The organism is Paeniglutamicibacter psychrophenolicus (assembly GCF_017876575.1).
Taxonomy (GTDB): domain Bacteria; phylum Actinomycetota; class Actinomycetes; order Actinomycetales; family Micrococcaceae; genus Paeniglutamicibacter; species Paeniglutamicibacter psychrophenolicus.
The window spans coordinates 3,059,706-3,086,198 of record NZ_JAGIOE010000001.1; the positions used below are offsets into that span (position 1 = coordinate 3,059,706).

General features: G+C 68.2%; 19 protein-coding genes. 3 read left to right on the forward strand and 16 right to left on the reverse strand.

Annotated elements, in window-relative coordinates; all coding sequences use genetic code 11:
- Positions 1-29: 29 nt before the first annotated feature.
- The 9 genes from JOF46_RS13870 to JOF46_RS22285 all read right to left on the reverse strand — a co-directional run bounded on the left by JOF46_RS13870 (position 30) and on the right by JOF46_RS22285 (position 12,329).
- The gene (locus tag JOF46_RS13870; RefSeq protein ID WP_209908008.1) at positions 30-938 is read right to left on the reverse strand and encodes a shikimate dehydrogenase family protein; all 909 of its coding nucleotides are present in this window, start codon (positions 936-938) and stop codon (positions 30-32) included.
- Entirely contained in the window at positions 935-3,187 is a 2,253-nt protein-coding gene (gene mltG, locus JOF46_RS13875) for an endolytic transglycosylase MltG (RefSeq protein ID WP_209908010.1), read from the reverse strand. The genes JOF46_RS13870 and mltG overlap by 4 nt, the downstream gene beginning before the upstream one ends.
- Positions 3,188-3,359: 172 nt before the next feature.
- A complete protein-coding gene (ruvX, locus tag JOF46_RS13880; RefSeq protein ID WP_342592453.1) occupies positions 3,360-3,884 on the reverse strand; it encodes a Holliday junction resolvase RuvX in 525 nt (174 codons plus the stop codon).
- A gap of 5 nt (positions 3,885-3,889) precedes the next feature.
- Entirely contained in the window at positions 3,890-6,571 is a 2,682-nt protein-coding gene (gene alaS, locus JOF46_RS13885; protein WP_209908012.1) for an alanine--tRNA ligase, read from the reverse strand.
- 145 nt (positions 6,572-6,716) lie between these two features.
- Positions 6,717-6,950, reverse strand: coding sequence for a hypothetical protein (locus JOF46_RS13890; protein ID WP_209908013.1), 234 nt, complete (start codon positions 6,948-6,950; stop codon positions 6,717-6,719).
- A 134-nt stretch (positions 6,951-7,084) separates the two neighbouring features.
- Positions 7,085-7,456 carry a DUF948 domain-containing protein gene (locus JOF46_RS13895; RefSeq protein WP_113762394.1) on the reverse strand — a complete coding sequence of 124 codons (372 nt, stop codon included), beginning with the start codon at positions 7,454-7,456 and terminating at the stop codon, positions 7,085-7,087.
- Positions 7,457-7,614: 158 nt separating this feature from the next.
- Entirely contained in the window at positions 7,615-8,241 is a 627-nt protein-coding gene (gene rpsD, locus JOF46_RS13900) for a 30S ribosomal protein S4 (RefSeq protein WP_113762395.1), read from the reverse strand.
- 240 nt (positions 8,242-8,481) lie between these two features.
- On the reverse strand, positions 8,482-10,110 hold the full coding sequence (locus JOF46_RS13905; protein WP_425355057.1) for a replication-associated recombination protein A: 1,629 nt from the start codon (positions 10,108-10,110) through the stop codon (positions 8,482-8,484).
- Positions 10,111-10,403: 293 nt separating this feature from the next.
- The gene (locus JOF46_RS22285; protein ID WP_245348131.1) at positions 10,404-12,329 is read right to left on the reverse strand and encodes an HNH endonuclease signature motif containing protein; all 1,926 of its coding nucleotides are present in this window, start codon (positions 12,327-12,329) and stop codon (positions 10,404-10,406) included.
- Positions 12,330-12,533: 204 nt separating this feature from the next.
- On the opposite strand from JOF46_RS22285, the gene dtd reads away from it, so the two are divergent.
- Complete coding sequence (gene dtd / locus JOF46_RS13915) at positions 12,534-12,974, forward strand: D-aminoacyl-tRNA deacylase (protein ID WP_209908015.1); 441 nt, start codon at positions 12,534-12,536, stop codon at positions 12,972-12,974.
- 29 nt (positions 12,975-13,003) lie between these two features.
- Here the strand turns inward: dtd and JOF46_RS13920 are convergent, their stop codons facing one another.
- The 4 genes from JOF46_RS13920 to hisS form a co-directional block, all read right to left on the reverse strand.
- Complete coding sequence (locus JOF46_RS13920) at positions 13,004-14,116, reverse strand: hypothetical protein (protein ID WP_209908017.1); 1,113 nt, start codon at positions 14,114-14,116, stop codon at positions 13,004-13,006.
- A 70-nt stretch (positions 14,117-14,186) separates the two neighbouring features.
- Entirely contained in the window at positions 14,187-14,513 is a 327-nt protein-coding gene (locus JOF46_RS13925) for a PadR family transcriptional regulator (protein WP_113762399.1), read from the reverse strand.
- 497 nt (positions 14,514-15,010) lie between these two features.
- The gene (aspS, locus tag JOF46_RS13930) at positions 15,011-16,813 is read right to left on the reverse strand and encodes an aspartate--tRNA ligase (protein ID WP_209908019.1); all 1,803 of its coding nucleotides are present in this window, start codon (positions 16,811-16,813) and stop codon (positions 15,011-15,013) included.
- 210 nt (positions 16,814-17,023) lie between these two features.
- Positions 17,024-18,358: a histidine--tRNA ligase gene (hisS, locus tag JOF46_RS13935; RefSeq protein ID WP_209908021.1), complete on the reverse strand. Its 1,335-nt coding sequence runs from the start codon at positions 18,356-18,358 to the stop codon at positions 17,024-17,026.
- Between the two features lie 275 nt (positions 18,359-18,633).
- Here hisS and JOF46_RS13940 point away from each other — a divergent pair, with 275 nt between their 5' ends.
- Together JOF46_RS13940 and JOF46_RS13945 are read left to right on the forward strand one after the other, a co-directional pair.
- Positions 18,634-20,346, forward strand: a complete 1,713-nt coding sequence (locus tag JOF46_RS13940) for a DUF349 domain-containing protein (protein WP_425355058.1) — start codon at positions 18,634-18,636, stop codon at positions 20,344-20,346.
- A gap of 158 nt (positions 20,347-20,504) precedes the next feature.
- Complete coding sequence (locus JOF46_RS13945) at positions 20,505-21,167, forward strand: type IV toxin-antitoxin system AbiEi family antitoxin (protein ID WP_209908023.1); 663 nt, start codon at positions 20,505-20,507, stop codon at positions 21,165-21,167.
- 38 nt (positions 21,168-21,205) lie between these two features.
- On the opposite strand, the gene JOF46_RS13950 is transcribed toward JOF46_RS13945, so the two are convergent.
- The 3 genes from JOF46_RS13950 to secD all read right to left on the reverse strand — a co-directional run bounded on the left by JOF46_RS13950 (position 21,206) and on the right by secD (position 26,448).
- A complete protein-coding gene (locus JOF46_RS13950) occupies positions 21,206-23,497 on the reverse strand; it encodes a RelA/SpoT family protein (protein WP_209908025.1) in 2,292 nt (763 codons plus the stop codon).
- A gap of 241 nt (positions 23,498-23,738) precedes the next feature.
- Complete coding sequence (gene secF, locus JOF46_RS13955) at positions 23,739-24,722, reverse strand: protein translocase subunit SecF (RefSeq protein WP_209908027.1); 984 nt, start codon at positions 24,720-24,722, stop codon at positions 23,739-23,741.
- Complete coding sequence (secD, locus tag JOF46_RS13960) at positions 24,715-26,448, reverse strand: protein translocase subunit SecD (RefSeq protein ID WP_209908029.1); 1,734 nt, start codon at positions 26,446-26,448, stop codon at positions 24,715-24,717. Before secD ends, secF begins: the two co-directional genes overlap by 8 nt.
- Positions 26,449-26,493 lie beyond the last annotated feature (45 nt).

Below are 26,493 nucleotides of genomic sequence, written 5' to 3' on the forward strand. Positions count from 1 at the left end.
CTCCATCTTGCCATGTCCCGGGGCCGTGATCAGGGCCGGGACAGCCCCACTGCGTCGCACATCACATTTGTGACGTGCTCCCAGTCCGCATGCTGGACACCGGAAAAGAGCTTGACCTGCTCCACTCCCTGGTAGAGCAGCATCGAGAGCCCGGAGACGACGGTGCCGCCCGCACGCTCCCAGGCGGTGGCGAGCACCGATGGCCATGGGTCGTAGGCGACATCCAGCAGCACGGCGCCGGGGGCCAGGGCGCCGGTCGCCGGGCTTCGTTCCGGGCCCAGGCCCAGCGGGGCCACCAGCTCGTCGGCGGCGTGCGCCGGGAGCGTGGAGATGACCGCCTCGTAGTGCGCCAGCCGCTGCCCGGCGACGGTGCTGTCGATCGCTTCGCATCCCAGCCCCAGGGCTTGGGCCAGGTCCAGGGCGGCGGCGGCGCGTTGCGGGTTGCGCACCACCAGATCCACCTGGGTGTGCCCGAGCTCGGCGCAGGCCTCCAGCGCGGCCAGCGCGGTGTTCCCGGCACCCAGGATCGCGGCGCGGCGCACCCGGCCCGGCGTGTCGCCGTGGCGGCGCGCGGGAAGCACCCCGGACATCGCCCCGACGATCCCGTCGACGTCGGTGTTGTGCCCGTACAGGTGCACGGCCCCGCCACGGTGCTGGACCACCACGGTGTTCAGTGCCCCGAGACGCTGCACGCGCTCGGAAAGTTCGTCCAGGTGCGGGATCAGCGCGTCCTTCAGCGGCATGGTCACCGAGACCCCGACCCAGCCCGGTTCGGTGCGCAGGCGCTGGGCGAAGGCCGCCGCCTGCCCGGGGAGCGTGTCGATCGCGGTGTATTCGATGTCCACGCCCAGGGCCCGGTAGGCGCTGGAGTGCAGCAGCGGGGAACGCGAATGGGAGATCGGGTGGCCGAGCACCGCCGCGCGGCGCGTCGCGGTCACTTGCACACGTCCGTGTTGGCGGCGCACCAGGAACGGAATTCGTTCTGGTACACGCGGTGTTCGGCGTAGGTCCTGGCGAACTTCGTTTCGCCGGTGTTGGTGTTCACGGTGACCCAGTAGTAGTAGTCGTTGGGCGTCGGGTTGGCCGCGGCCTTGATGGCCGGGTCCCCTGGGGAGCCGATGGGGGTCGGCGGCAGTCCCTTGTGCTCGTAGGTGTTGTACGGGTTGCCCGCGTCGACCTTCTCCGCCCCGCTGATCTGCAGGGTGTAGCGGTCCAGCCCGTAGATGACGGCCGAGTCGACCTGCAGCAGGCCGTTGGTCTCGGTGTTGTTGGGGTGCAGGCGGTTTTCCAGCGCCCCGGCCACGGTGGCGTAGTCGTCCTTGCGGGCCTCGGCCTGCAGGATCGAGGCGACCTTGAGCACGTGGTATTGCTGCTCCGGGTCGGTGATGCCGTTGGCCTTCAGCGTCTTGGCGGTGGCATCGACCATGGCCTTGAGCACCGTCTTGGCGTCGGCGTCCAGCGGGAAGCGGTATTCGCCCGGGTGCAGGTAGCCCTCGAGGTTTGAGGCCCCGGACTTGATGCCGAAGGCCTTGGGGTCCTCGGACAGGGCTTGGAGGTCCTCGAGTTTCAGGCCGGTGGACTTGGAGATTTCCTCGAGCACGCCGGACAGGCGGGTGTTTTGCTTGATGGCCACGTAGGAGACCTTGGCGGCGGGTTCGCCGATCAGGATCGTGGCGGCATCCAGGGCGGGCATCTCCTGGCGCAGGTCGTAGGTCCCGGGGTGGATTTCGCGGTTTTCGGCATCCACCAGCTGGATGGCCTCGAGGAACAGCTTGTCGCTGGCGACGATGTCACGGTTTTCAAGTTCGCGCCCGATTTGCTTCGGGCCCCAGCCGGACTTGACCTCGAAGGAAACGGCCGCGCCTCCGGGTGCCGGGAAGTCCTGGGGATTCAGGCGTTCCATGAGTCCCTGCAGGAAGAGAACGACGCCGAAGATGACGGCGCAGAAGCCCAGCAGCACCACCAGCACGACCCAGTTGCGTCGGCGGCGGCGGGTCTTGCGCGCCTTCGGGTCGGCCGCAATGGTGGTCAGGAACAGGTTTTCGCGTTCCAGCGACTCGTCGGGTTCCACCGGGTAGCCGCCGGTGCCATCGTAGTGGGCCGCGGGCAGGTGTCCAGCTTCGGGGTACCCAACGTCCTGGTGGCCGGCGTCGTAGTGGTCGGCGTCTTGATAGCCAACGTGGTGGGGATCGATGACGTGTTGGTCTGTGCCGTCGATTTCCACGCCGTGTGCCGGGGCGGATGCCTCGGGGTAGGTGTGGGGGTCCTCGTGGACCGCCTGCTGCGTTTCGACCCCGGCACTGTAGTCACCCGGGACCTGCAGGCGTTCGGGGTCGGGGGCCGGGTATGCGGGACCGGCCGCGTCGGCCTGGTCCCGGCGCGCTTCCCGGGTCTCCTGCTTCTGCACCCTCGGCGGGATGGCGGGGTGGGCGGGGGGCCCCTGGGCACCGGGCGCGGACAGTGCCTGGGCCTGGGTTGCCACGGGATCCACTGCTGCTTCGGTGGCACCGGTACGGTGCTGCGACGCGTCCTGGTCGAACGGGCCGGCGGCGGCTGCGCCGAGGGCCGGGACGATGGGTTTCCCGGTGGGCGGCGCCACGTGCGATGAATCGGGGGTGATGGCGCTTCGGGCCGCGGCGGACCTGTCACGCAACGGTGCGGCGTTGGCCCGCAGCGTCTGGCGCACGCGCTCGGCGGCGGCGCGCTGGGCCTCGATGGCTTCCTTGCGTGCCCGCTGCGCGCTTTGGGTCCGTGCCCGTTGGGCGGCGTCCAGCGCCTTGGTGCGTTCGGCGGCCGCGGTCCGGGCGCGTTCCTCCGCAAGGACCTGGGCCGCTGCGGCGGCCCTCGCTGCCTCTTCGCTGGCTGCGGTTGCGGCCGGCAACTCCAGGTTGTTCTCCTGCAACGCCGTGACGGTGTCGGCCGGGGCTTGGTGCCCCGAGGCGGGCGCGGCATGATGGTGGGCCGTGCCGTGGCGTTCGGGCAGTGGTTCGCCGGCGGGGTCGCCGGCGGGGTCGCCGCCGGGAGCGGTTGCCGCCGCGGTGTCGGGGCCGGCGGACGAATCCCCCGCGGCCGGAGCCTGGGCCCCGGCGCGTTGGCGCTCGGCATCCTCGCGCGCGGCGCGGGCGGCACGCCGGGGTGAAATCCCGGGTTCGTGGCGCGGAGAATCGTTGGACGATTCGTGTGTCATGCGGTTTTCTCCCATGCCCGCAGGCAACGTAGTAGCCGAGGGGCGACGCAGGCCCGTGTCTTCAGCCGAATGAGATGTTATGCGATCGTAACCCAAAGCGGGGTCTCCGGGCAGCACCCCGGGGGCAGCGCGGCGTGCGCTCCCCCGGTCCGCGCCGGTGGTTTGCCCCGGTTCAGCTGCCATCGCCCGGCCCGAAGGTTCGGCCGTCGGCAAGTTGTCCGGGCGAGTGCTGCCCGTTGCGGCGCATTTCAAGCACTTGCTGGAGAATCTCCACGGCGGCGACCTGGTCGACCACCGCCCGGTGCTTGCGCCCGTCCAGACCGGCTTCGTGCAGGGCGCGGTGCGCGCTGACGGTGGTCAGGCGCTCATCGACCAGCCTGACTTCCGCGACCACGTGGGCTCGGGACAGGGCGTTAGCCAAGTCGCGTGCATAATCGCGGGCCATGGTGGTGGAGGCGGTTTCCCCGCCGGACATCGACCGTGGCAGCCCGACAAAGATCTGGGCGACCTCGCGCTCGGCGGCCAGCTTGACCAGCACCGAAATGTCGCTGGCCTTTTTCAGGTCGCGCTTGAGCGTCTTGACCGGGGTGGCCAGCAGCCCGTTGCGGTCGGACGCCGCGACGCCGACGCGGGCCATGCCCACGTCGACGCCCAGCAGCACCCCGGCAACCCCGGAATGCGTGGTTTCGCCTGGCACCGAGGTTATGACAGCTCCCGGATCGAGCGGACCATGGCTTCCAGGGCCTCGGCGGTCTTGGAAACGTCCTGGCCGCCGCCCTGTGCCACGTCGTCCTTGCCGCCGCCGCCGCCGCCCAGGATCTTCGCGGCGGTGCGCACCAGCGCCCCGGCCTTGGCGCCCTTGGCGCGGGCTTCCTCGTTGGTCGCCACCAGCACCAGCGGGCGTCCGTTGGACGCTCCGGCGAGGGCAACGGTGGATGCCTCCGAGCCCAGGCGGTCGCGCAGGTCAAGGGCCAGGGTGCGCAGCGCTTCGGCCGAGGGGACCTCGCCGACGTCGTGCGCCAGGACCTTGATGCCGTTGACCGTGGCGGACTTTGCCGCCAGGGCACCGGCCTGGGCGGCCAGTTGGGCCCCGCGCAGCTTCTCGATTTCCTTTTCGGCGTGGCGCAGCTTCGCGACGGTGTCGGAAATGCGTTCGTTCAGCTGTGCGGCCGGGACCTTGAACATCGCCGAGAGATCCGAAACCAGTGCGCGTTCGGCCGCCCCGTGGCGGAAGGCCTCCATGCCGACCAGGGCCTCCACGCGGCGGTTGCCCGAGCCCACGGAGGCTTCGCCCAGCAGGGTCAGCGAGCCGATCAGCGCGGTGTTGGCCACGTGGGTGCCGCCGCAGAGCTCACGGCTCCAGGCGTCGTTGATCTCGACCATGCGCACGGTGTTGCCGTACTTCTCGCCGAACAGGCTCATGGCGCCGGCGGCGCGGGCCTCGGCCAGCGGCATGACGTTGGTGCGCACCTGGTGGTTGTTGCGGATGGCCAGGTTCACGACCTCTTCGATCTCGTTGCGGGCCGCGGCCGACAGGGCCTCGGACCAGGAGAAGTCGAAACGCAGATAGCCGGCCTTGTTGAAGGAGCCGGACTGCAGGGCGTCGGGGCCCAGGATCTCGTGCAGCGCCGCGTGGACCAGGTGGGTGGCGGAGTGCGCCTGTTCCCCGGAGTGGCGGCGGGTGCGGTCGACCTCGGCAAGCACCGAGGCGCCGGCGGGCAGTTCACCCTCGCGCACGATCACCTGGTGGACGTTCAGCCCGCGGATCGGGGCCTGGACGTCCAGGACCTCGAGCACGAAGCCGTCGCCGGTGATCAGCCCGACATCTCCTGCCTGGCCGCCGGCCTCGGCGTAGAACGGGGTCTCGTTGAGGACCAGTTCGATCTGTTGGCCCTGTTCGGCCACCTCGACCAGGGAGCCGTTGTGCACGATGCCGCGCACGGTGGATTCGCTGGTGAGTTCCTCGTAGCCGGTGAAGATGACGTCGCCGCGCTCGTGCAGCTGGGTGAACACCGTCAGGTCCGCGTGTCCGGCCTTCTTGGCCTTGGCGTCCTTCTGCGCGCGGGTGCGCTGCTCGTTCATCAGCTCGCGGAACTTGGTTTCGTCGACGGCCAGGCCGGCCTCGGCGGCGATTTCCAGGGTCAGGTCGATCGGGAAGCCGAAGGTGTCGTGCAGCGCGAAGGCGTCTTCGCCCGAGAGCGAACCGCCCTTGGACTTGGAGACCTTCAGCGCCTCCTCCAGGCGGGTGGTGCCCGAGGCGATGGTGCGCAGGAAGGCGCGCTCCTCGGCGTAGGCGATGCGGGCGATGCGCTCGAAGTCGGTCTCGACGATCGGGTAGACGCCCTTCATGGCGTCGCGGGAGGCCGGCAGCAGCTCGGGGAGCACCGCGGTTTCCACGCCCATCAGGCGCATGGCGCGCACGGCGCGGCGGATCAGGCGGCGCAGCACGTAGCCACGGCCCTCGTTGCCCGGGGAGACGCCGTCGGAGATCAGCATCAGGGAGGAGCGGATGTGGTCGGCGACCATGCGCATGCGCACGTCGTCCGCGTGGTTCGGGTCCTTCGGGTCCTCGGTGGAGGTGTAGGCCTTGCCTGCCAGCTCAGCCGCCTTGTCGAGCACGGGACGGACCTGGTCGGTCTCGTACATGTTCTCGACGCCCTGCAGGATCATGGCCAGGCGCTCAAGTCCCAGGCCGGTGTCGATGTTCTTCTTGGGCAGTTCGCCCAGGATCTCGAAGCTGTCCTTGCCGGTGCCCTCGCCGCGCTGGTACTGCATGAACACGAGGTTCCAGATTTCGATGTAGCGGGTGTCGTCGGCCTCCGGGCCGCCCTCGATCCCGTACTCGGGTCCACGGTCGTAGAAGATCTCCGAGCACGGACCGGCCGGGCCGGGCTGGCCGGTGGACCAGTAGTTGTCCTCCATGCCCATCTTCTGGATGCGCTCGGCCGGGATGCCGATCTTGTCGCGCCAGATCTCCAGTGCCTCGGTGTCCTCGTGGAAGACGGTGATCCACAGCTTTTCCGGGTCCAGGCCGTAGCCGCCGTCCCCAAGGGAGCTGGTCAGCAGCTCCCAGGCATAGGAGATGGCGCCTTCCTTGAAGTAGTCGCCGAAGGAGAAGTTGCCGGCCATCTGGAAGAAGGTGCCGTGTCGCACGGTCTTGCCGACCTCTTCGATGTCGCCGGTGCGGATGCACTTCTGGACGGAGGTGGCGCGGTTGTACGGCGGTTCTTCGCGTGCGGTCAGGTACGGAATGAACGGCACCATGCCGGCGACGGTGAACAGCAACGACGGGTCGGAGGAGACCAGCGAGGCGCTGGGAACCGCGGTGTGGCCCTTCGACTCAAAGTAGTCGACCCACCGGCGTGCAATTTCCTGCGATTTCATCGTTCCTCTTCGATCCCTTCGTGCTTACGGGCGCTGTGCTTGGGTGTGGCTTCCATGTCTGCTTCCCCCGTGGCCGGTTGGCCGGGGAACGGCATGCTGCCGGGTCCGCCATGGTGGCGGGCACCGGAGTGCCACGACAATAAGTTTAGTGGTGGCTTGCGCCGGTTGTTTCATCCAGGCCCAGGGCCTGGCGCAATTCTGTTTCGCGTTCGTTCATGCCGGTCCGGAAGGCCTCGGCCACTTCGTGCAGCGAATCGCTGATGCGTCCCACGGTGCGGTTCAGTCCGTCGGCGCTGGCAAGGTCCCTGGCTGCGGAAAGCTTGCGGGCGGCCAGGACGCCCACGCCGATACCGATGCCGACCCAGAATAGTTTCTTCATCTGCGGTTTCCTCGTTTCGTGGATGATGGATCGTGCGCTGCACGGCATCGGACGGTCGCCGGCCCGGCTCCGCTGCCCGATGTGTTCGGGCGGGTGGCTCCGGGGCGGCGGGCCCGGTGATGCTTCGGTGCTGGTCAGCGCGAGCGTCGGCCCTTGCCCGTCGGCCGGGTGCCAAGGGCCGAACGGACCCCGGCGGAGAAGGCGGCGACCTTGATCAAGGGACGGCCGACGGTGGCAGCGGTCAACGAGGACAGCGCGCTGATGTTGGCGGACGCGTCGGAGACGTGCGAGGTGATGCCATCGACCTTGCGCAGCTGGTCATTGGTGGTTGCCACGGTGTTGGTGACCTCCGAAAGCAACGGGGTGGTTCCGTCGGACACTTCCCGCACGGCGGCGCGCAGCTCGTCGAACACCTTTCCGAGCTTCCAGATGGGGATGGCAAGCAAGGCCACCAGTACGGCGAAGACGCCCGCCGCAATGAGTCCGGCTATATCCGACCCTGTCATGTGCTTTTCCTCTACCGTTGGTGACGTGTGCTTTTCCACCTTACCGAATGGTTGGCGGTAGCACGGAACCGAAACGTCTTGGATAACACGAAGCCCGCGGCGCGGGGCCACGGGCTTCGTGTTGCAAACTGCATTCGTTGGGTGTGAACCCGGTGAATTTAGCGTGCGTAGTACTCGACGACGAGGTTCTCTTCGCAGGTTACGGGAACCTCGGAGCGCTTCGGCTTGCGGACGAGCTTGGCCTGAAGGGCTTCAAGCTTGACGTCCAGGTAGGCCGGAACGGCGGGGAGAACATCGCGGTGGGCGCCTGCAGCGGCGATCTGGAACGGGCCCATCTTTTCGCTACGCTCGTGAACGTGGATCAGCTGACCCTCGGACACGCGGAACGAGGGACGGTCCACGCGGGCACCGTTGACCATGATGTGGCGGTGCACAACCAGCTGGCGGGCCTGGGCGATGGTGCGGGCGAAGCCTGCACGCAGAACCAGTGCATCCAGACGCATTTCCAGCAGGGCAACCAGGTTTTCACCGGTCTGGCCTGCGGTGCGCTTGGCTTCCTCGAAGGCACGGGTCATCTGTGCTTCGCGGATGCCGTACTGGGCGCGCAAACGCTGCTTTTCGCGCAGACGCACTGCGTAGTCGCTGTCCTGCTTCTTGCGGGCACGGCCGTGCTGGCCGGGACCGTACGGACGACGCTCCATGTACTTTTCAGCTTTGGGGGTCAGAGCAAGGCCGAGGGCTCGCGAGAGGCGAACCTTGCGGCGGGCACGAGTGTTGTTAGCCACGAGTGTCCTTATCTTTTGTGAGCGGTTGTCATTGGGTCTGGCCTCCATGATGGAGAGTTGTGGGAAACCGCATCCCTAGTCACTACAACTGCCGCGGTGCGCACCGTCCGGAACCGAAGTTCCGGGTGGTTTGCGGTTGGGCAGCTTGCCAGCCAAGGATCAATCCTACCACCGCGCGCAAACCCAAAGTGCACCTCGGGTGGTGGCCTGCCATGTGGGATGCGTCGTCTTCGCGGCGGATTACGGGCGTCGGCGGTCCTTGGCCCGGATGATGCCGCGGATGCGTTCGACGCGTTCGCCGATCCCGCGCTCGGCTCCGTTGGCGGTGGGCTTGTAGTAGTCCACGCCCAGCAGGTCATCCGGCGCGTACTGCTGGGTGGCCACCGAGTGCGGTGCATCGTGCGAATAGATGTACCCCTTGCCGTGGCCCAGCTGCTGGGCTCCGGCGTAGTGTGCGTCGCGCAGGTGCTTGGGCACGCCCCTGCCGCGGCCGGCCCGAACGTCGGCCACCGCGGCGTTGATGGCGTTGTAGGCGGCGTTGGATTTGGGCGCGGTGGCCAGGTGCACCACGGCGTGTCCCAGGATGAGCCGGGCCTCGGGCATGCCGATCAGCTGCACCGCCTGGGCTGCGGCCACGGCGGTTTGCAGTGCGGTGGGATCGGCCATGCCGATGTCTTCGGAGGCACTGATCATGATGCGACGGGCGATGAAGCGCGGGTCCTCGCCGGCCTCCAGCATCTTGGCCAGGTAGTGCAGCGCGGCGTCCACGTCGGAACCGCGGACCGACTTGATGAAGGCACTGATGATGTCGTAGTGCTGGTCCCCTGCCTTGTCGTAGCGCTGGACCGCGGCATCCATCGCACGCTCGGTGTGTTCGATGGTGATGACGATCTGGCCGCTGGGAGTCAGCGCGCCGGTGTCGTCGGCGTCGTCATGGACAGCACCGGTGTCCTGGGTTGCGTCGGCGTCAGGGGTTGCCCCGGCGTCCGCGGGTTCGGCGGGTTCGCCGTCCGCGGGTTCCTCGTCGGGCCGGACCTCGGGTGGAGCCGGGGCTGACATATCGACCGTGTCCTTGGCCGGGACTTCGGCGGTGTCTTCCGTGCGGGCGGCCTGCACCAATTTGGCTCGCTTGTCCAGCAGGCCGTGGGCTTCGGCGGCGCTCCAGGCCACGCCTGCCGCCGCTTCCAGGGCCGTCAATGCGCGGCGGGCATCGCCCCCGGCCATGCGTACTAGGTGGTCGAGGGCGCCCGGGTCCAGGACCAGCTCGTCATTGAAGCCGCGCACGTCGGCAAGCGCGCGGGTGATCAGCGCGGCGATGTCTCCCTCTTCCAGGGGACGCAGGGTCAGCAGCAGGGAGCGCGAAAGCAATGGGGAGACGACCGAGAAGGAAGGATTTTCGGTGGTGGCGGCGACCAGCACGACCCAGCGGTTTTCCACCCCGGGGAGCAGGGCGTCCTGCTGGGCCTTGTTGAAGCGGTGGATCTCGTCGAGGAAGAGCACTGTGGTGAACCCGCGCAGGTCGCGATCCTCGAGCGCCTGGTCCATGACGCGCCGGACGTCCTTGACGCCGGCGGTGATGGCGCTGAGCTCGACGAAGCGGCGACCCGGGGACCGGGCGATCACGTGTGCGATGGTTGTTTTTCCGGTGCCGGGAGGACCCCAGAGAATGATGCTGGAGGGCCCTGACGGGCCCGGACCGTCGATGCCGGCCAGTTGCCGCAGGGGCGAACCCGCCTTGAGCAGGTGTTGCTGGCCGACGAGCTCCTCGACCGAGCGGGGGCGCATGCGCACGGCCAGGGGTGCGCGCGGGCGCACATGTTCTTCGTCGTTTTCCTCGTCGTCACCCAAGGCACTGAGCAGATCGTTCACTCCCCCAGCCTAGTTGAGCATCCGGGTGCCTGCTTCCAGTGTTGCCGACGAGGCGGTTTGCCGTTTCGCCGAGGCGCCCGGTTACCCGGTCAGCGTGTCAGGGCGGCGGGCCTGCGACTCGGCGGTTCACCCTCGGGCCGGATCATCGGAGCGCGGCCGGGATGAAGGTGGCCCGGGTGCTGTCGTCGCGTCGCGACGGTGGGGCATGGGGGCGACCCCGCCGGCGGGAAGACAGCACCCGGGGGCTTGGTGCGGCACGGACGGAACTTGCTTGCCGCGGTGCATGCCCGGCGCTAATCGAAAAGTGGTGCCTGGTAGCCTGCGGTGCGAAGCTCGGGATGCCAGTACAGGTTTCGCTGCGGGGCGCCTCGTGCCTGGCCGGCGATTTCAACGACGTACGGCACGCCATTGATCGATCTGAGCTTGATCAATCCGGCATGCACCTGCAAATGATGGTACTCACAGAGCATCGCAGAATTTTCCACGCTCGTTGGGCCGCCCTGGCTCCAGGGAATCACGTGGTGGCATTCTGACATTGACGCCGGATGCCTGCAACCGGGGATGATGCAGCCGCGATCACGGATGGCGATGGCCCGGCGCTGGGCCTTGGTGAAGCCGCGGATCTCGCGGCCCAGGTCCAGGACGGCGCCTTCATCTCCCATGAGCGCCGGCAGGATGTCTGCGTTGCATGCGAGCCTCCGGACGTTGGCCGCGGAGATGGGCCGGTTGTGGTCTGTCAGTCCGGCTTCCTCGCATTGCCCGAGCAGGCTGCGGTAGCCGATCAGCACACCGATCTTCACGCGCATCCCGCCGGATTCGGCGATGTCGGTCCCGTTCATGACCCCTGCACAGGCGGCGATGAGCGCGTCGAGGAACAGCTGGGGGTTGGTGCGCGGATCTTGGCTGGTGAGCTGTTCCATTCCCGAACCCTCGGGAGGCAGGCCGCAGGCGAACTCGCTGAGCGGAATCTGCGAGCCGCTGGCGCCCACCGGCGTGGCCCATTCCGGGGCGGGGGTGCCGGCCGGGGAAAAGGTCGGAGTCCCGGAGGGAGAGGGCCCAAGCGGCGCTGGCTGCCGGGGTTCGCCCGTGGTGCCTTCACCTGTGGTGGCTGCGCTTGGCGGGGCTTCAGTGGCCGGGTCGGGGTTTGCGGGGATCGTGGGCGTGGCTCCGTCGCCGGTGTCGGGGTCCGGCTCGTCGGGACGCTGCTCCTTGCCTGCTTCGGGCCGGGGATCGCCTGCCGGCCGCTGGCCGTCGACTGGCCCGGTCGGCCTGGTCGGCATCGTGGGCATGGTCGGCATGGTCGGGAGCTCGTCGGACGGGGGCCGAGGGGTGGTGGAGGCGGAGAACGGCGGGGATTTCGTCGAGCGTGGATTGGTCCACGCCTCGCAGAAGGAGAAAAGCACCTCGGAGTCCTCGGGATCGCAGCGCAGCAGGTACTCGTCGCTGCCGTCACGGAAGCCGCGGTAGAAGACTCCGCGCCGGGCACGGATTTCCTCGTCGCTGATGGGTGTGCCGTTTTGGGCCAGGAAGCCGCCCCAGTCACGCAGGGCTTGGCCGCACGTCTTCGGGTCTCCGGTCCTGGCTTCGTGGGCCAGGGAATCCTCGATGGCGGTGTTCACGTTTTCGGCGTCGGGCCGGGTCTTGATGCGTGGCTGCATGGATTCCAGCTGCCCGGCCAACGAGGCGAGGTTGGCGACATCCGCGGTGCCGTCGGATGCCGCCTTGGCCAGGATCGGGTAGCTGGGGGTCGGTGGCGCTTCGTCGGCGCCTGCAGCGGGCAAGGCCACCAGGAGCCTGGATCCGTTGATGCGTCGGCAGGCTTCGCCGGAGGAAATGTGCAGGTGCGCCTGCATGAAGGCCTGGGTGTTCTTGTGCGGGGCCATGCCCTGGCGTAGTTCCTCGGGCGGGATGCCTGCGGTTCCGTCGGCCAGGGGGCCGGGCTGCGCGACGAGCTGGTCGATTTGCTGGGCGGTGACCGGGTCCAGCCGGTGGACCTCGGCCGCGTCGGCTCGCCGGGTGATGAGCAATTGGGCGTAGGCGATGGCCCGGTGGCTGCGCTCGAGAAGGCCCATCATGGCCGCGGCGGCGGCGGCATCCAGCGGCACCAGGGCCAGCTGCCCGGTGGTGGCGGACAGGGCAAGGGCCGCGGCGGCCAGTTGCTGGCCAAGTTCCGCGGTGCTCGTCTGCCCCGTCCGGGGCGCGGATAGTGGTGTGCCCATGTCCTCGAGTCTGCGCCCTTGGGGCTGAACTCGCCCCTGCCGGAAGCCAAATGTGCGGGAAAGTGGGAACCTGTCCCCACGATGGCCGTGAATGGGTGGACAGGGACGCGAATCGGTAGAGTCGATACGTCCGCGCTCGTGCGGGCGGCACATGGTGCCGCCGCGGCGGGCCATGACGTGAAGAACCAAAACAAGGGTGGATGGATGAAGGCAGTGTTGCAGGTGGTTTCCCGGGCCTCGGTGGAGGTCGAGGGTTCGGTCGTCGGGAAGATCGACGGGCCCGGCCTGGTGGTGTTGCTGGGCGTGACCCATGGCGACAGCCCGGCCCTGGCGGCGAAGCTGGCCGCGAAGGTGTGGCGGCTGCGGATGCTCGAGGGTGAGAAGTCCTGCGAGGACCTGGCCGCCCCGCTGCTGGTCATCAGCCAGTTCACGCTCTACGGGGATGTGCGCAAGGGGCGCCGGCCGGGATGGACGAACGCCGCTCCCGGCGCGGTGAGCGAGCCGCTGTACGAGGAGTTCATGGCGCAGCTGCGCGCACTGGGTGCCCATGTGGAGTCGGGCGTGTTCGGGGCGATGATGGAGGTCTCGCTGGTGAACTCCGGTCCGTATACGCTCATCGTCGACACCGACGAGTTGCCGGGCTAGGTTTCTCCGGGCAACTCGTCGGCAAACGATCAGTCCCCGTCGTTGCCGGCCAGGGTGCGGGCATCGGCGCGGCGTTCGTCCTGGCGCGCGGTGGCTTCGGCATTGATCCGGGACGGACGCCAGGAAAACACCACCATGACGGCCAGGCACAGCCACATCGCGGACTGGATGACCAGCCAGGCGGTGACCGGGCCCTCGAAAAACTCGGCACCGATGGTGAAGCCGAAAAACGCCACGATCAGGCTGAATCCGGCACGGCGCAACAGGATTCCACGCTTGGGGACCGTGCGTTCGGCCGCAGCAAGCTGCGCGGCAAAAAGCTCAACGTTGCCGAATTCCCCCGAGGCGGTGCCCGCTGCGGATTGGGCGCGGTGCCCCCTGGCCTCTGCCAGGGCACGGGCGGCCTGGTCGCGGGTGAAGAGGTAGCGGCCGCGGAGCAGGTTTGACGCGCGGGTGAAGTAGCGCTCGTCGTCCCAGGCGGCATCGTCGGCCAGTTCCCGGGTCTTTCCCTCGGGCAGCTTGAACCCGATGGCCACAAGGGCCAGGCCAGCGATCGGCATCACCCAGTTCGGCGGGCCCGCCGGCTCGAAGCCGCCCAGGAGCAGCATCAAGGCGATGGTTCCGGCCACCCCGGCCAGGACTCCGGCCCAGATCGCCCACGGCGCCCGCAGAAGTCCGCGGGTGCGCAGCAGCCAACCCCAGATCCCGATGGCGGCGAGCACGTAGAGCACCGGGAAGAGCAACAGGACCGGGCCGGCGAAGCTGTCCTCGCGCCACCCGTCGGCGAATCCGGTCCAGATCCCGAGCACCACCAGCAGCATTCCCAGGCCGGCGAGCAGGGCCGTGAAGGCACCGGCGGCATTGCGGAAGGGCAGGGCGCCTTCCAGCACCTGGGTCGCGGCGCGGTTGCTCCGACCCACGCCGCGTCCGTAGTCGACGGGGCCCCCGAAGAGCTCTTCGGCGGCTTGACCGCTGGAGGCCATGGACTCGCGCACCAGCGCCAGCTCCCTGGTGATGGCCGCCTCCGGTGCATCGGCGAAGAGCATGGCTCCCGCTGCGAGGTTGGCCCAGTCGCGCTGGGATTCGGGCCAGAGATCGACCTCTGCGCCCCAGGCGGTGTCGTTGCCGTGCGTTGCGCTCATGCCGGACCTCCATCGTCGATTCCTGCGTGTCTCCCGGATCTCCTCGTGGATCCAGGTCGGCTTGGCCGGATCATGCGCGCAGCACCGCTTCCTGAAAGAAGGCCCAGAGCTCGCGCTGGGATGCCAGGTGGCCGCGGCCGGTTCCGGTGAGCGTGTAGACCTTGCGCCCCGGTGCCCCGTCACCGTCCTCCCAGGTGCTCTCCATGTACCCGGCGGCCTCGAGCTTGACCAGGGCCGGGTAGAGCGTGGCGCCCTTGATGGGCGAGAAGCCGCGGGCCTCCAGGATCTGGCCGAGGGCGTAGCCGTGGTTGGGGCCCGCCTCCAGCGCGTCGAGCAGGCTCAGCGGAAGCAGCGCGCGTTGCCAGGTGCCCGGGAATTCCTTGCCGCCCCCTAGCATGGCCGCTCCCCCGCTTCCGGGAGGCGCCGGTGGCCCGGGTGGGACGTCGGGTGGCCGACGTGCTGCTGGTTTGGGGTCGTCATGTCGTGGCCTTCCTTGGAGGGTGCGTATCGTGGTGGACGCACGCCGCGAAAATCCGGACTAAGTCAAAAATTGATCTAGATTTAAAACAATACCAAGATTGTGCACATTTGGCGACGTTTTCCATGACGGATTCGTGGCCGCCGCCGCACGCCCGAAACCCGGCAGCCGCGATCTACCTGCCGACATGCCCTGTCCCGGGCCGGTTCCCCGCGGGCAGGCCGGAGACACAGCGGGCGCAAGGTTGGCCCAAGGCGGCGCCCGGTGCGGGCTCCCCTTCCCCGCTCCCCCGGACCAAGATTTGGGCGGCGCCCCCTCGGGCCGGCACCTGGGATTTGGCCCCGGACATGCACATGGGGGCGCCCACCGGGAATGGTGGACGCCCCCATGAAACCGCCCGAAGGCGGTGGGCGGAACTACTTCGCGTCGGCCGTGGCCGGCTCGTTGGACTCGGCCTTCTTGGGCTCGGGCTTCGAGTCGACTCCGGCTTCCTTGCGCTGCTGCGCGGTGATCGGCGCCGGGGCACTGGTCAGCGGGTCGAAGCCGCCGCCGGTCTTCGGGAAGGCGATGACGTCGCGGATCGAGTCCGAGCCGGTGAGCAGCTGCAGCACGCGGTCCCAGCCGAAGGCGATGCCTCCGTGCGGCGGGGCGCCGTACTTGAAGCCCTCGAGCAGGAAGCCGAATTTCTCCTGGGCGGCTTCCTCGTCGATGCCCATCATCTTGAACACGCGCTGCTGCAGGTCGGCCTGGTGGATACGGATCGAGCCGCCACCGATTTCGTTGCCGTTGCACACGATGTCGTAGGCGTAGGCCAGCGCGTTTTCCGGATCCGTGTCGAAGGTGTCCATGAATTCGGGCTTCGGGGAGGTGAAGGCGTGGTGCACGGCGGTCCAGGCGCCGGTCCCAACTGCCACGTCGCCCGAGGCAACCGCGGCCGCGGCGGGCTCGAACATCGGTGCGTCGACGACCCACACGAAGGCCCAGTCGCCGTCCTTGATCAAGCCGGTGCGGTGGCCGATTTCCACGCGGGCGGCGCCCAGCAGGGCACGGGCCTCGTTCTTGGCGCCGGCGGCGAAGAAGATGCAGTCTCCGGGCTTGGCTCCGGTGGCCTCGGCCAGGCCGGCGCGCTCGGCGTCGGTCAGGTTCTTGGCGACCGGGCCGGCGAGCTCGCCGTCCTCCTTGTAGAGCACGTAGGCCAGGCCCTTGTGCCCGCGCTGCTTGGCGAATTCCTGCCAGCCATCCAGGGTGCGGCGGGGCTGGGAGGCGCCTCCCGGCATGACCACGGCGCCGACGTGCGGGGCCTTGAAGACGCCGAAGCCGGTGTCCTTGAAGAACTCGGTCATGTCGGTCAGCTCGAGGCCGAAGCGCATGTCCGGCTTGTCCGACCCGTACTTGGCCATGGCCTCGTGGTAGGTGATGCGGGCGATCGGCGTCGGGATCTCGACGTCGATCAGCTTCCACAATTCCTTCACCAGGGCTTCGCCCAGGGCGATGATGTCATCCTGCTCGACGAAGGACGCCTCGATGTCCAGCTGGGTGAATTCCGGCTGGCGGTCGGCGCGGAAGTCCTCGTCGCGGTAGCAGCGGGCGATCTGGTAGTACTTCTCGAATCCACCGACCTGCAGCAGCTGCTTGAACAGCTGCGGGGACTGCGGCAGCGCGTACCAGGAACCCGGGGCCAGGCGTGCCGGGACCAGGAAGTCGCGGGCGCCTTCGGGGGTGGAGCGGGTCAGCGTCGGGGTCTCGATCTCGCAGTAGCCGTCCTCGTGCAGCAGGTTGCGGGCCACGCGGTTTGCCTCGGAGCGCAGGCGGATGTTGCGGTTCGGGGTGGGGCGGCGCAAATCGAGGTAGCGGTGGCGCAGTCGCGCCTCCTCGCCGACCTCGACGTGCTCGTCGACCTGGAAGGGCAGCGGCGCGGCGGTGTTCAGCACCACCACGGTCTCGGCGATGACCTCGATCTGCCCGGTGGCCAGCGCCGGGTTCTCGTTGCCCTCGGGGCGGCGTTCGACCGTGCCGGTGATCTGCAGGACGAATTCGTTGCGCAGCGGGTGGAAGACTTCCTCCTCGCGCACCACGACCTGGGCGAAGCCCGAGGCGTCGCGCAGGTCAAGGAAGGCGACCCCACCGTGGTCGCGGCGGCGGGCCACCCAACCGGTGAGGGTGACGGTTTCTCCGATGTGCTCGGCGTTCAAGGTGCCGAGCTGATGAGTGCGTAGCACTGCATTCCTTTCTACAAAGGTGCGAATTTCCGCGGGTGTCCCGAAGGCTGTGTGGCGCCGGTGGCGCGTGGGGTTTCGGTGCGGAAAAGGGAAGAATCTATGTGCGAGTTTACCGGCAGCGGTGCACCCGCGGCACCGGAACCCCCGCGGTTGTGCCCTGACTCACGTGCGGGGCGCGCCGGGAGGGGTTCCGGTGGCGTGTTTTGGCCGTTAGCCGGCGGCGGTGACGCGGTTGGTGAGGTCTTCGGCCTCGGGCATCCAGCCGGCCGGGTCGGCGGAAACCTGCTCGCCGCTGCGGATGTCCTTGACCTCGTGGGTGCCGTCCTCGGAAGTGAACCAGACAAAGGGGATGCCGCGCTTGTCGGCGTACTTGATCTGCTTGCCGAACTTCTCCGCCTTGGCGGCGACCTCGCAGGCGATGCCGCGGGCGCGCAGCGCGGCGGCGACGTCCTGCGCCTCGTTCCAGGAATCGTCGTTGGCCAGGGTCACCAGCACCGCGGAGGGCACGGTGCGTGCGGCGACGGCGGTTTCCTCGGCGAGCATCCGCGAGACCAGGCGGGTGACGCCGATGGACAGGCCCACGCCCGGGTAGTTCTTCTTGCCGGTGGAGGCCAGCGACTCGTAGCGCCCGCCGGAGCATATCGAGCCCAGGGACTCGTGGCCCACCAGGACCGTCTCGTAGACGGTGCCGGTGTAGTAGTCCAGGCCGCGGGCGATGGACAGGTCGGCGACGACCTTGCCCGGGGCGCGGAGCACTGCGGCCTCGATGACCTGGCGCAGTTCGTCCAGGCCCTCCTCCATCAGCGGGTGGGTGACGCCCAGGGCACGGACCTTTTCCACGAAGGAGGTGTCCTGGGTGCATATCTGCGCAAGGGCCAGGGCGGCCGCGGCCTGCTCGGCGGTGGCGCCGAGCTCGGTCTGCAGCAGTTCGGCGACCTTGTCCGCGCCGATCTTTTCCAGCTTGTCGATCGAGCGCAACACGCCGGCGGTGTCGGTCAGCCCCAGACCCAGGTAGAAGCCCTCGGCGAGCTTGCGGTTGTTCACGCGCAGGCGGAAGTCCCCGATCGGCAGGGCGGAAAGGGCCTCGGCGATGACCAGGGCGAGTTCCACGTCGTAGCGGAAGGGCAGGGTGCCGTCGCCCACCACGTCGATGTCGGCCTGGGTGAATTCGCGGAAGCGGCCGTCCTGCGGGCGTTCGCCGCGCCAGACCTTCTGCATCTGGTAGCGGCGGAAGGGGAAGGGCAGGTGCCCGGCGTTCTCCACCACGTAGCGGGCGAAGGGGACGGTCAGATCGAAGTGCAGGGCCAGCGCGTTCGGGTCGGACTTGGCCGATTTCTCGGCGGCCAGGCGGGACAGGCCGTAGACCTCCTTGTCGATCTCGCCCTTGCGCAACAGCTGCCCGACGGTTTCCACGGCGCGGGTCTCGATGTTCGCGAACCCATGCAGCTCGAAGATCCGACGCAGCGTGTCCAGTACATGCTGCTCCACCGCACGCTCCTGCGGGAGCCATTCGGGGAAGCCGGATAGTGAGGCCTTGCGTGCCATGAAGTCAGTACTCCTGTATGAAAGGGGGAAAAGCAATGGTGGTTGCCACGTCCCTGGCAGCGGCGGGCCCGCCAGGGGCGGCGCCGCGCCCAGCGGGCACGTAGGGAAGCAAGTCTACTGGCGCGCCGGTGCGCCGAGGGCGAAACGACGCGAATGCGTCGCCGAATCGGGGCGGCAGAGTACCGGTGGGCGGGCCATGGCGGGTAAAGTGGCGGTGACAGTTGTGTCCTGAGCGCAGAGTCTCTGGGCCGATCCTTAGCGAAAGAGTTTCAGCGGTGACCACCAGTCAGCAATCCGACGACAATCTCCAGCCAGCAGCAGTGGCCGAGGAGCAGCAAACCGAAGGCACCCCGGCGCCGGTTGAGGCGCCAGTTGCGCCGGCACCCGACGCGGCACCCGTAGCCGAGGCCGCCGAAGCGCCCGAGCAGCCGGCCGAGGCAGCCCCCGAGGCCCCCGCGGCAGAGGAAGCACCGGCAGCCGAAGCCCTTGTGGCCGAGGAAGCACCGGTCGCAGAAGCAGCGGCAACCGAGGCCCCGGCAGCCGAAGAGGTGCCGGTCGCAGAAGCAGCGGCAACCGAGGCCAAGGCCGAGGAAGCAGCTCCCGCCGCAGTGCCGACCCCGGCAGCGGTGCCGACCCCGGCCGCCATGGTCCCGTCGCCCGGCGCACCGCGCCCGACCGGCAAGCACGCCGCCAAGGCCGCAGCACCGGTTGCAGCTCCCCCGACCTTCACCACCCCGCTGGAGGACGCCGCGAAGATCAGCCGCGTTTCCGAGGACGGCCACGTGTTTGTCATCATCGACGGCACCGAGCACCCGGTGGGCCAGTACCCCGATGCCACCGCCGAGGAGGCCCTGGCCTACTTCGTGCGCAAGCACGACGAGGTCGTCTCCTCCCTGATGCTGCTCGAGCAGCGCGTTGCTGCCAAGGCACCGAGCTCGGACATGAACAAGACCCTGGACCACCTGGCCGCCACCGTGGCCGAGCGCGCCATGGTCGGAGACATCCCGGCCCTTGAGGCCCGCATCGAGACCGCACGCGTTGCCGTCGCCGAGCTGGTTGCCGTCGAGCGCAAGGCCAACGAGGAGTTGCGCGCCACCGAGTTTGCCGCCCGCGAGGCAATCGTCGCCGAGGCCGAGGCCCTTGCCGCACTGGACCCGACCACCGTGCAGTGGAAGCAGGGCTCCAACCGGATGAACGACCTCTTTGATGCCTGGAAGGCAGCACAGAAGTCGGGCGTGCGCCTGGGTCGTTCCACCGAGGATTCGCTCTGGAAGCGTTTCCGCGGGGCCCGGACCACCTTCGACCGCCACCGCCGTGCCTACTTCTCGCAGCTGGATGCCACCAACTCCGAGGCCAAGAGCGCCAAGGAAGCGTTGATCGCCCGTGCCGAGGAACTCTCGCGATCCACCGACTGGGGAGCAACGGCCGGTGAATACCGCCGCCTGATGGACGAGTGGAAGGCCTCCAAGCGCGCCTCGCGCAAGGACGACGACGCGCTGTGGGCACGCTTCCGCGCCGCCCAGGACGTGTTCTTCGAGGCCCGCACCTCCGCCAACGCCGCCATCGACGAGGAGTTCGGCGCGAACCTCATCGTCAAGGAGGCGCTGCTTCTCGAGGCCAAGGCGCTGCTGCCGATCAAGGACCTGGCCACGGCCAAGCGCCTGCTCGATTCGATCCGCGACCGCTGGGAATCCGCGGGCAAGGTTCCGCGTGCGGACATGCAGCGCGTGGAGTCCTCGCTGCGCCAGGTCGAGGATGCCGTTCGTTCGGCGGAAGACGACCAGTGGCGCCGGTCCAACCCGGAGACCAAGGCACGGTCGAACTCGATGCTGACCCAGCTCGAGGATGCCATTGCCGGACTCGAGGACGACCTGGCCAAGGCGAAGGCCAAGGGCGTGGAGTCCAAGATCAAGGCCGCCCAGGAAGCCCTGGATGCCCGCCGCCTGTGGCTCGAGACCCTGCAGAAGTCCTCGGCCGACTTCCAGTAACACGCAATACGGCAGTACTGGCGCCGGGCGGGTGCGGTTCGCAAGAACCGCACCCGCCCGGCGCTTTTTGCTGCGCCGTTCGATGGGAGCGGCCGCAGTTATCCACAATTTCGGCATCTCCCCTGCCGCGGGGCACCGTGGCCTGTGAGAGTGGAGGAATGGAAAGCACAGACACGGGCCGCGACCCGGCCCCGGATCCCGCAGCACCGGCCCCAACACCCCAGTTTCCGCCCCGGGCACGCAGGGGCCCGCGGGTGGTCCTGGTGGACGAGCCGTTCACCCTCAACGAGCTGCAGGCATTGCGGCTGCGCGGGTCGTTGCGGGAAGTCCTGCCCGGGGCCTACATCGCCGCGGTGCATCCGGAAAACCCGGTGACCCGGGCGCAGGTGGCCGCCGCGGTGGCCGGGGAACAGTTGCTGCCCGGCAGGGCCCTGTGCAAGGGCACCGCCGCATGGGTGTACGGCTGTGCGCCGATGCCGCGCGAACTGGACATCGTGGTCCCGCGCTACCACCGGCCGTGCGCCCCGACGGCCCGGATGCTGCTGCGGCTGAGCGAGGGCGTGCTGGACGAGGAGCAGATCTGCACCGTGGGGGGCGTGGCGGTGACCTCGCCGCTGCGCACCGCGATGGACATCGCCTTCAACTCCGAGTGGCGTGAATCGCTGCCGGTGCTCGCGGCCATCGACGCCTCGCCGCGCCTGCGCTGCGGGTACCGGCAGATGCTGGATTCGATCAACGAGCAGGTGCGCCGGCCCGGACGGCGCCGGGCGCTGGGCGCGGTCACCCGGCTGATGGACCCACCCCTGCCCGCAGCGGCCTAGGCACCGCCGCGGGTCCGCCCCGCCGGGTGGATTCCGCGCTAGGTGCGGCGGTTGCCCCCGGAGGTGCGGTACACGTCGTACACCCCGTCGATGCGCCGCACGGAGTTCAGCACGTGGCTGAGGTACTTCGGGTCGCCCATCTCGAAGGCGAAGCGGGAGAAGGCCACCCGGTCCCGGGAGGTTGAAACGCTCGCCGCCAGGATGTTCACGTGGTTCTCCGAGAGCACCCGCGTCACGTCCGAGAGCAGCGACTTGCGGTCAAGGGCCTCGACCAGGATCTCCACCAGGAAGACGCTGGACTTGGTCGGCGCCCACTGCACCTCGACCAGGCGGTCGGGCTGCTGCTCGAGCTCCTTGAGGTTCACGCAGTCGGTGCGGTGCACCGAGACCCCGGAGCCGCGCGTGACAAATCCGCGGATCGGGTCCGGCGGCACCGGGGTGCAGCAGCGTGCCAGCTTCGCCAGCACCTCCCCGGCACCCGGAACGATGACCCCGGCATCGGAGTCGGGGGCCCGGCTGGGCACCGCGTAGATGGGGGTTTCCTCCAGCACCTCCGCGACGGAGCCGTTTTCCCCGCCGACCAGCGCGGTGAGGTGCTCGATGACGTTCTGGGCGGAGGTGTGTCCGTCGCCGACGGCGGCATAGAGCGCGGAGATGTCGTGGTGGCGCAGCTCCTGGGCGACGGCGGAGAGCACGTCGTGGGTCATGAGCTTTTGCAGCGGAAGATTGTTCTTCCGCAGCGCCTTGGTCAGCTGCTCCTTGCCCTTCTCAATGGCTTCCTCGCGGCGTTCCTTGGTGAACCACTGGCGGATCTTGTTCCGCGCGCGCGCGGACTTCACGAAGCCGGCCCAGTCCTGGGACGGCCCTGCGTTCTCGGCCTTGGAGGTGAAGACCTCCACCATGTCGCCGTGGTGCAGCTCCGAGTTCAGCGGGACCAGCTTGCCGTTCACCCGGGCGCCGATGGTGCGGTGCCCCACGTCGGTGTGCACCGAGTAGGCGAAGTCCACCGGGGTGGAGCCCACCGGCAGGGACATGATCTGGCCTTTGGGGGTGAAGACGAAGACCTCGGCGGTGTTGATCTCGTAGCGCAGGGAATCCAGGAACTCGTTCGAGTCGGAAGTTTCCTTCTGCCAGTCCATGAGGCTGCGCAGCCAGTCCATGTCCTGTTCCTCGGCCGAGCGGGAATCCCCGCCGTTGCCGTGCTTGTACTTGAAGTGCGCCGCCACGCCGTACTCGGCACGCTGGTGCATGTCGTGGGTGCGGATCTGGATCTCCACCGGCTTGCCGCCGGGGCCGATCACGGTGGTGTGCAGCGACTGGTACAGGTTGAACTTCGGCAGCGCGATGTAGTCCTTGAAGCGCCCGGGCAGCGGGGTCCAGCGCGCATGCATCAGCCCCAGCACCGCGTAGCAGTCCTTGACGGTGTCAACGAGCACCCGCACGCCCATCAGGTCGTGGATGTCGTCGAAGTCCTTGCCGCGCACGATCATCTTCTGGTAGATCGAGTAGTAGTGCTTGGGCCGGCCGCTGATGGTGGCCCGCAGGCGTGCGGCGGTGATGTCCTCGGAGATGGCGGAGCGCACCGTGGCCAGGTACTTCTCGCGCTCCGGGGTGCGCTCCCCGACCATCCGCACGATCTCCTCGTACACCTTGGGGTGCAGAGCGGCGAAGGAGAGGTCCTCGAGCTCCCACTTGACGGTGTTCATGCCCAGGCGGTGGGCCAGCGGGGCGAAGATCTCCAGGGTCTCGCGGGCCTTCTTGGCGCTGGACTCCGGGGAGACGTAGCGCCAGGTGCGGGCGTTGTGCAGGCGGTCGGCCAGCTTGATCAGCAGCACCCGGATGTCCTTGGACATCGCGATGACCATCTTGCGCACGGTCTCGGCCTGCGCCGCCTCCCCGAACTGGACCTTGTCCAGCTTGGTGACCCCGTCGACCAGCTTCGCGATCTCGCTCCCGAACTCGGCGGTGAGCTGTTCCAGGGAGTAGTCGGTGTCCTCGACGGTGTCGTGCAGCAGCGCGGCGGCAAGGATCGCCCCGGTCATGCCCATCTCGGCCAGGATCGTGGCAACCGCCACGGGGTGGGTGATGTACGGGTCGCCGCTCTTGCGTTTCTGGCCCTCGTGGTGGTGCTCGGCGACCGCGTACGCGCGGGCCAGCAGGTCGATGTCGGCCTTGGGGTTCTGCGCGCGCACGGTGCGCAGCAGCGGTTCCAGGGTCGGGGGCTGGGCGGTGGAGCCGCGTCCGGCCAGGCGGACCAGGCGGGAGATGGTCCCGCGCTTGGGTGCGGGATTCGGGGCCCCGGGCATCATGACACCGTGGTTCTCTGCCATCGGGTGCCTCCTATCGATCGGGATCCGTCGCGTGGGCGCGTGGCGCGCCGTATGGGGTGGCCGTGGAGTGCGGCACCTGCCCCGAGGGGACCGGGCACCGTAAGGGACTTTGACCACGCCCAAGTTCCTCTTGCTAGGTTATAGCACTTCGTGCCCAAAGGCGGACGGCGGGGACCCGGAGTTAACCTCCGGGTCCCCGCCGTCCGCCGTGCCCGCAAAAACCCCGGGCTTCGGCGCGTGCCTAGGCGTTGGCCAGGCGGTGCGCCGCGGTCTTCTTGTTGTGCTTCTCGATCTCCGCTTCGCCGTCACGCAGCAGCGAGTACAGCGGGGCCTGGACGAACAGCGTCGAGAGCGCCGAGACGATGATGCCGATGAACAATGCCAGCGACAGGTCCTTGAGTGTTCCGGCACCCAGCAGGTAGGAGCCGATGAACAGGATCGAGGCCACCGGAAGCACCGCCACCACCGAGGTGTTGATCGAACGCACCAGCGTCTGGTTGATGCCCAGGTTGACCAGTTCCTCGAAGTTGCGCTTGTTCTGGTCCTGGAACCCGGCGGTGTTCTCGCGCACCTTGTCGAAGACCACCACGGTGTCGTACAGCGAGTAGCTCAGGATGGTGAGGAACCCGATGATCGCCGAGGGGGTGACCTCGAAGCCGGACAGCGCATAGATCCCGGCGGTGACGATCACGACCTGCAGCAGGCCGATGATTGCCGCCAGCGACATCTTCCAGGTGCGGAAGTACGCGGCCATCAGCAGCGAGACCAGCACCACGAACACGACCAGGCCGATCAGTGCCTGCTTGGAGACGTCGGCACCCCAGGTCGGTCCGACGAAGGTCGAGGTGACCTCGGATTTGGTCACCCCGTACGCGGTGGCCAGCGCCTCGGCGACCGACAGCGTCTGGTCGTCGGTCAGCTTGTCGGTCTGCACGCGCATGGTGTTCGGCGCGATGTTGGTGACCCGCGGGTGGTGGTCGGGTGCGATCGCCACCACGGCCTTCTCGCCGGTGGGGACATCGACGTGTTCGACCTTGGAAATGGTGAATTCGGATCCGCCGCGGAACTCGATGCCGAGGTTGAACCCGCCCTTGACGACGGGGACCAGGATGGCGAGCAGGACCAGGACCGCGGAGATGGACAGCCACAGCTTGCGCTTGCCCGTGAACGGGTAGGACCGCTTGCCGGTGTAGAGCTCATTGCCCCAGGTTGCGAGACTAGCCATTTGATGAATCCTTATCCACGCGTACGTCCGACTTGGTGGGCGCCGCGGAGGTGGCCGCGGCCTTGCGTCGCTCGGCGATGGTCTGCCGGCGTTCGGCCTCGCTGGCCGCCTTGGCGTTCTTCTTGCCGCGGGCGGCTTCCGCCTCGGTGCTGAAGCTGCGGATCTTGCCCGCGCCCTGGTACAGCGGCACCGCGCCGAGCAGCGAGGGATCGAGCCCGGAGAACCGGTGCCCCTCGCCGAAGAACCGGGTCTTGCCCAGCAGCTGCAGGGTCGGGTGGGTGAGCAGGAAGACCACGACGATGTCGACCACCGCGGTCAGGCCCAGCGTGAAGGCGAAGCCCCGCACGTTGCCCACGGCCACGATGTACAGCACGATGGCGGCCAGGATGTTCACGGCCTTGGAGGCCAGAATGGTGCGCTTGGCGCGCTTCCAGCCGATCTCCACGGCCGAGGGCAGCGGGCGCCCGTCGCGCAATTCGTCGCGGATGCGTTCGAAGTAAACAATGAACGAGTCGGCGATCAAGCCGATGGACACAATCAGGCCCGCAACACCTGCCAGCGAAAGCCGGTAGTTCATCGACCAGCCCAGCAGCACCAGCGCGAGGTACGTCAGCACGCCGGAAACCAGCAGCGAGACGATGGTGACCAGGCCCAGCAGGCGGTACTGGAAGATCGAGTAGATCGCCACCAGCCCCATGCCGATGAGCCCGGCGATCAATCCGCTGCGCAGCTGGTCCGAACCCAGGGTTGCGGAAATCTGCTGCTCCGACTGGATCTCGAAGCTAATCGGCAATGCGCCGAACTTCAGCTGGTCCGCCAGGGCCTTGGCCGATTGCTCGGTGAAGCTGCCGGTGATTTCGGCGCGACCGTCGGCGATCACCGCGTTGGACCGCGGTGCGGAGATCACGGTGCCGTCAAGCACGATCGCGAACTGGTTCTGCGAACCTTGCATGGGGGTGATTCGCTTGGTGACCTCGGCGAACTTCGTCTTGCCGTCGGCGTTGAATTCCAGGGTCACGCCCCACTGCCCGGTGACCGCGCCCTGCTGGCCGCGGGACATGCCGAAGGAGGCATCGGTGATGTCGGAACCCGGAACCTCGACCGGGCCCAGGATGTATTTAGCGCCCGTATCCGGTTCGCAGGAGATCATCGGCTTGGCCGGGTCGTGCACTTCTTCGGCACCCTGTCCGAGTTCCGTCGGGCAGTCGTAGGCCTCGAACTTCTGGTACAGGGCCGCGTCGATCCAGTTCATGTCCGAGGCGTTCTCGGGCTTGGCGCTCGGCTTGGGCAGATCCGCCTTGGCCAGTCGCTGGTCCTTGGGAACGGCCGTGTACGGGCCGGCCAGGATGACCGGGCGGAACTCCATGTTCGCCGAGGCCTGGATCAGTTCGCGGGTGCGGGTATCGGGGATGCCGGGCATGGAGACGACGACGTTTCGGCCGGACTGCGTGGTGATCTCGGCTTCCGAGACACCGGTGCCGTCCACGCGCTGGCGAATGATTTCCACGGCCTGGTCCAGCTGCTCCTGCGTTGCCGCAGCACCGCCCGCCACCCGTGGTGCCAAGATCATTTGGGTGCCGCCCTCGAGGTCGAGGGCAAGCTTGGGGGCAAAAGCTGCTTTCCCGCTCAGCACGCCGGTAATCAGGATGGCGGCCGAAATGAGGAAGATAACGCCGAGCCACAGCAGGGATTTGCGCGCCTGCTTGATCGGACCAGTAGATGACATCGTGAGGCTTTCTGGTTGTTCCATCGCCCCTGGGGGATGGAGATT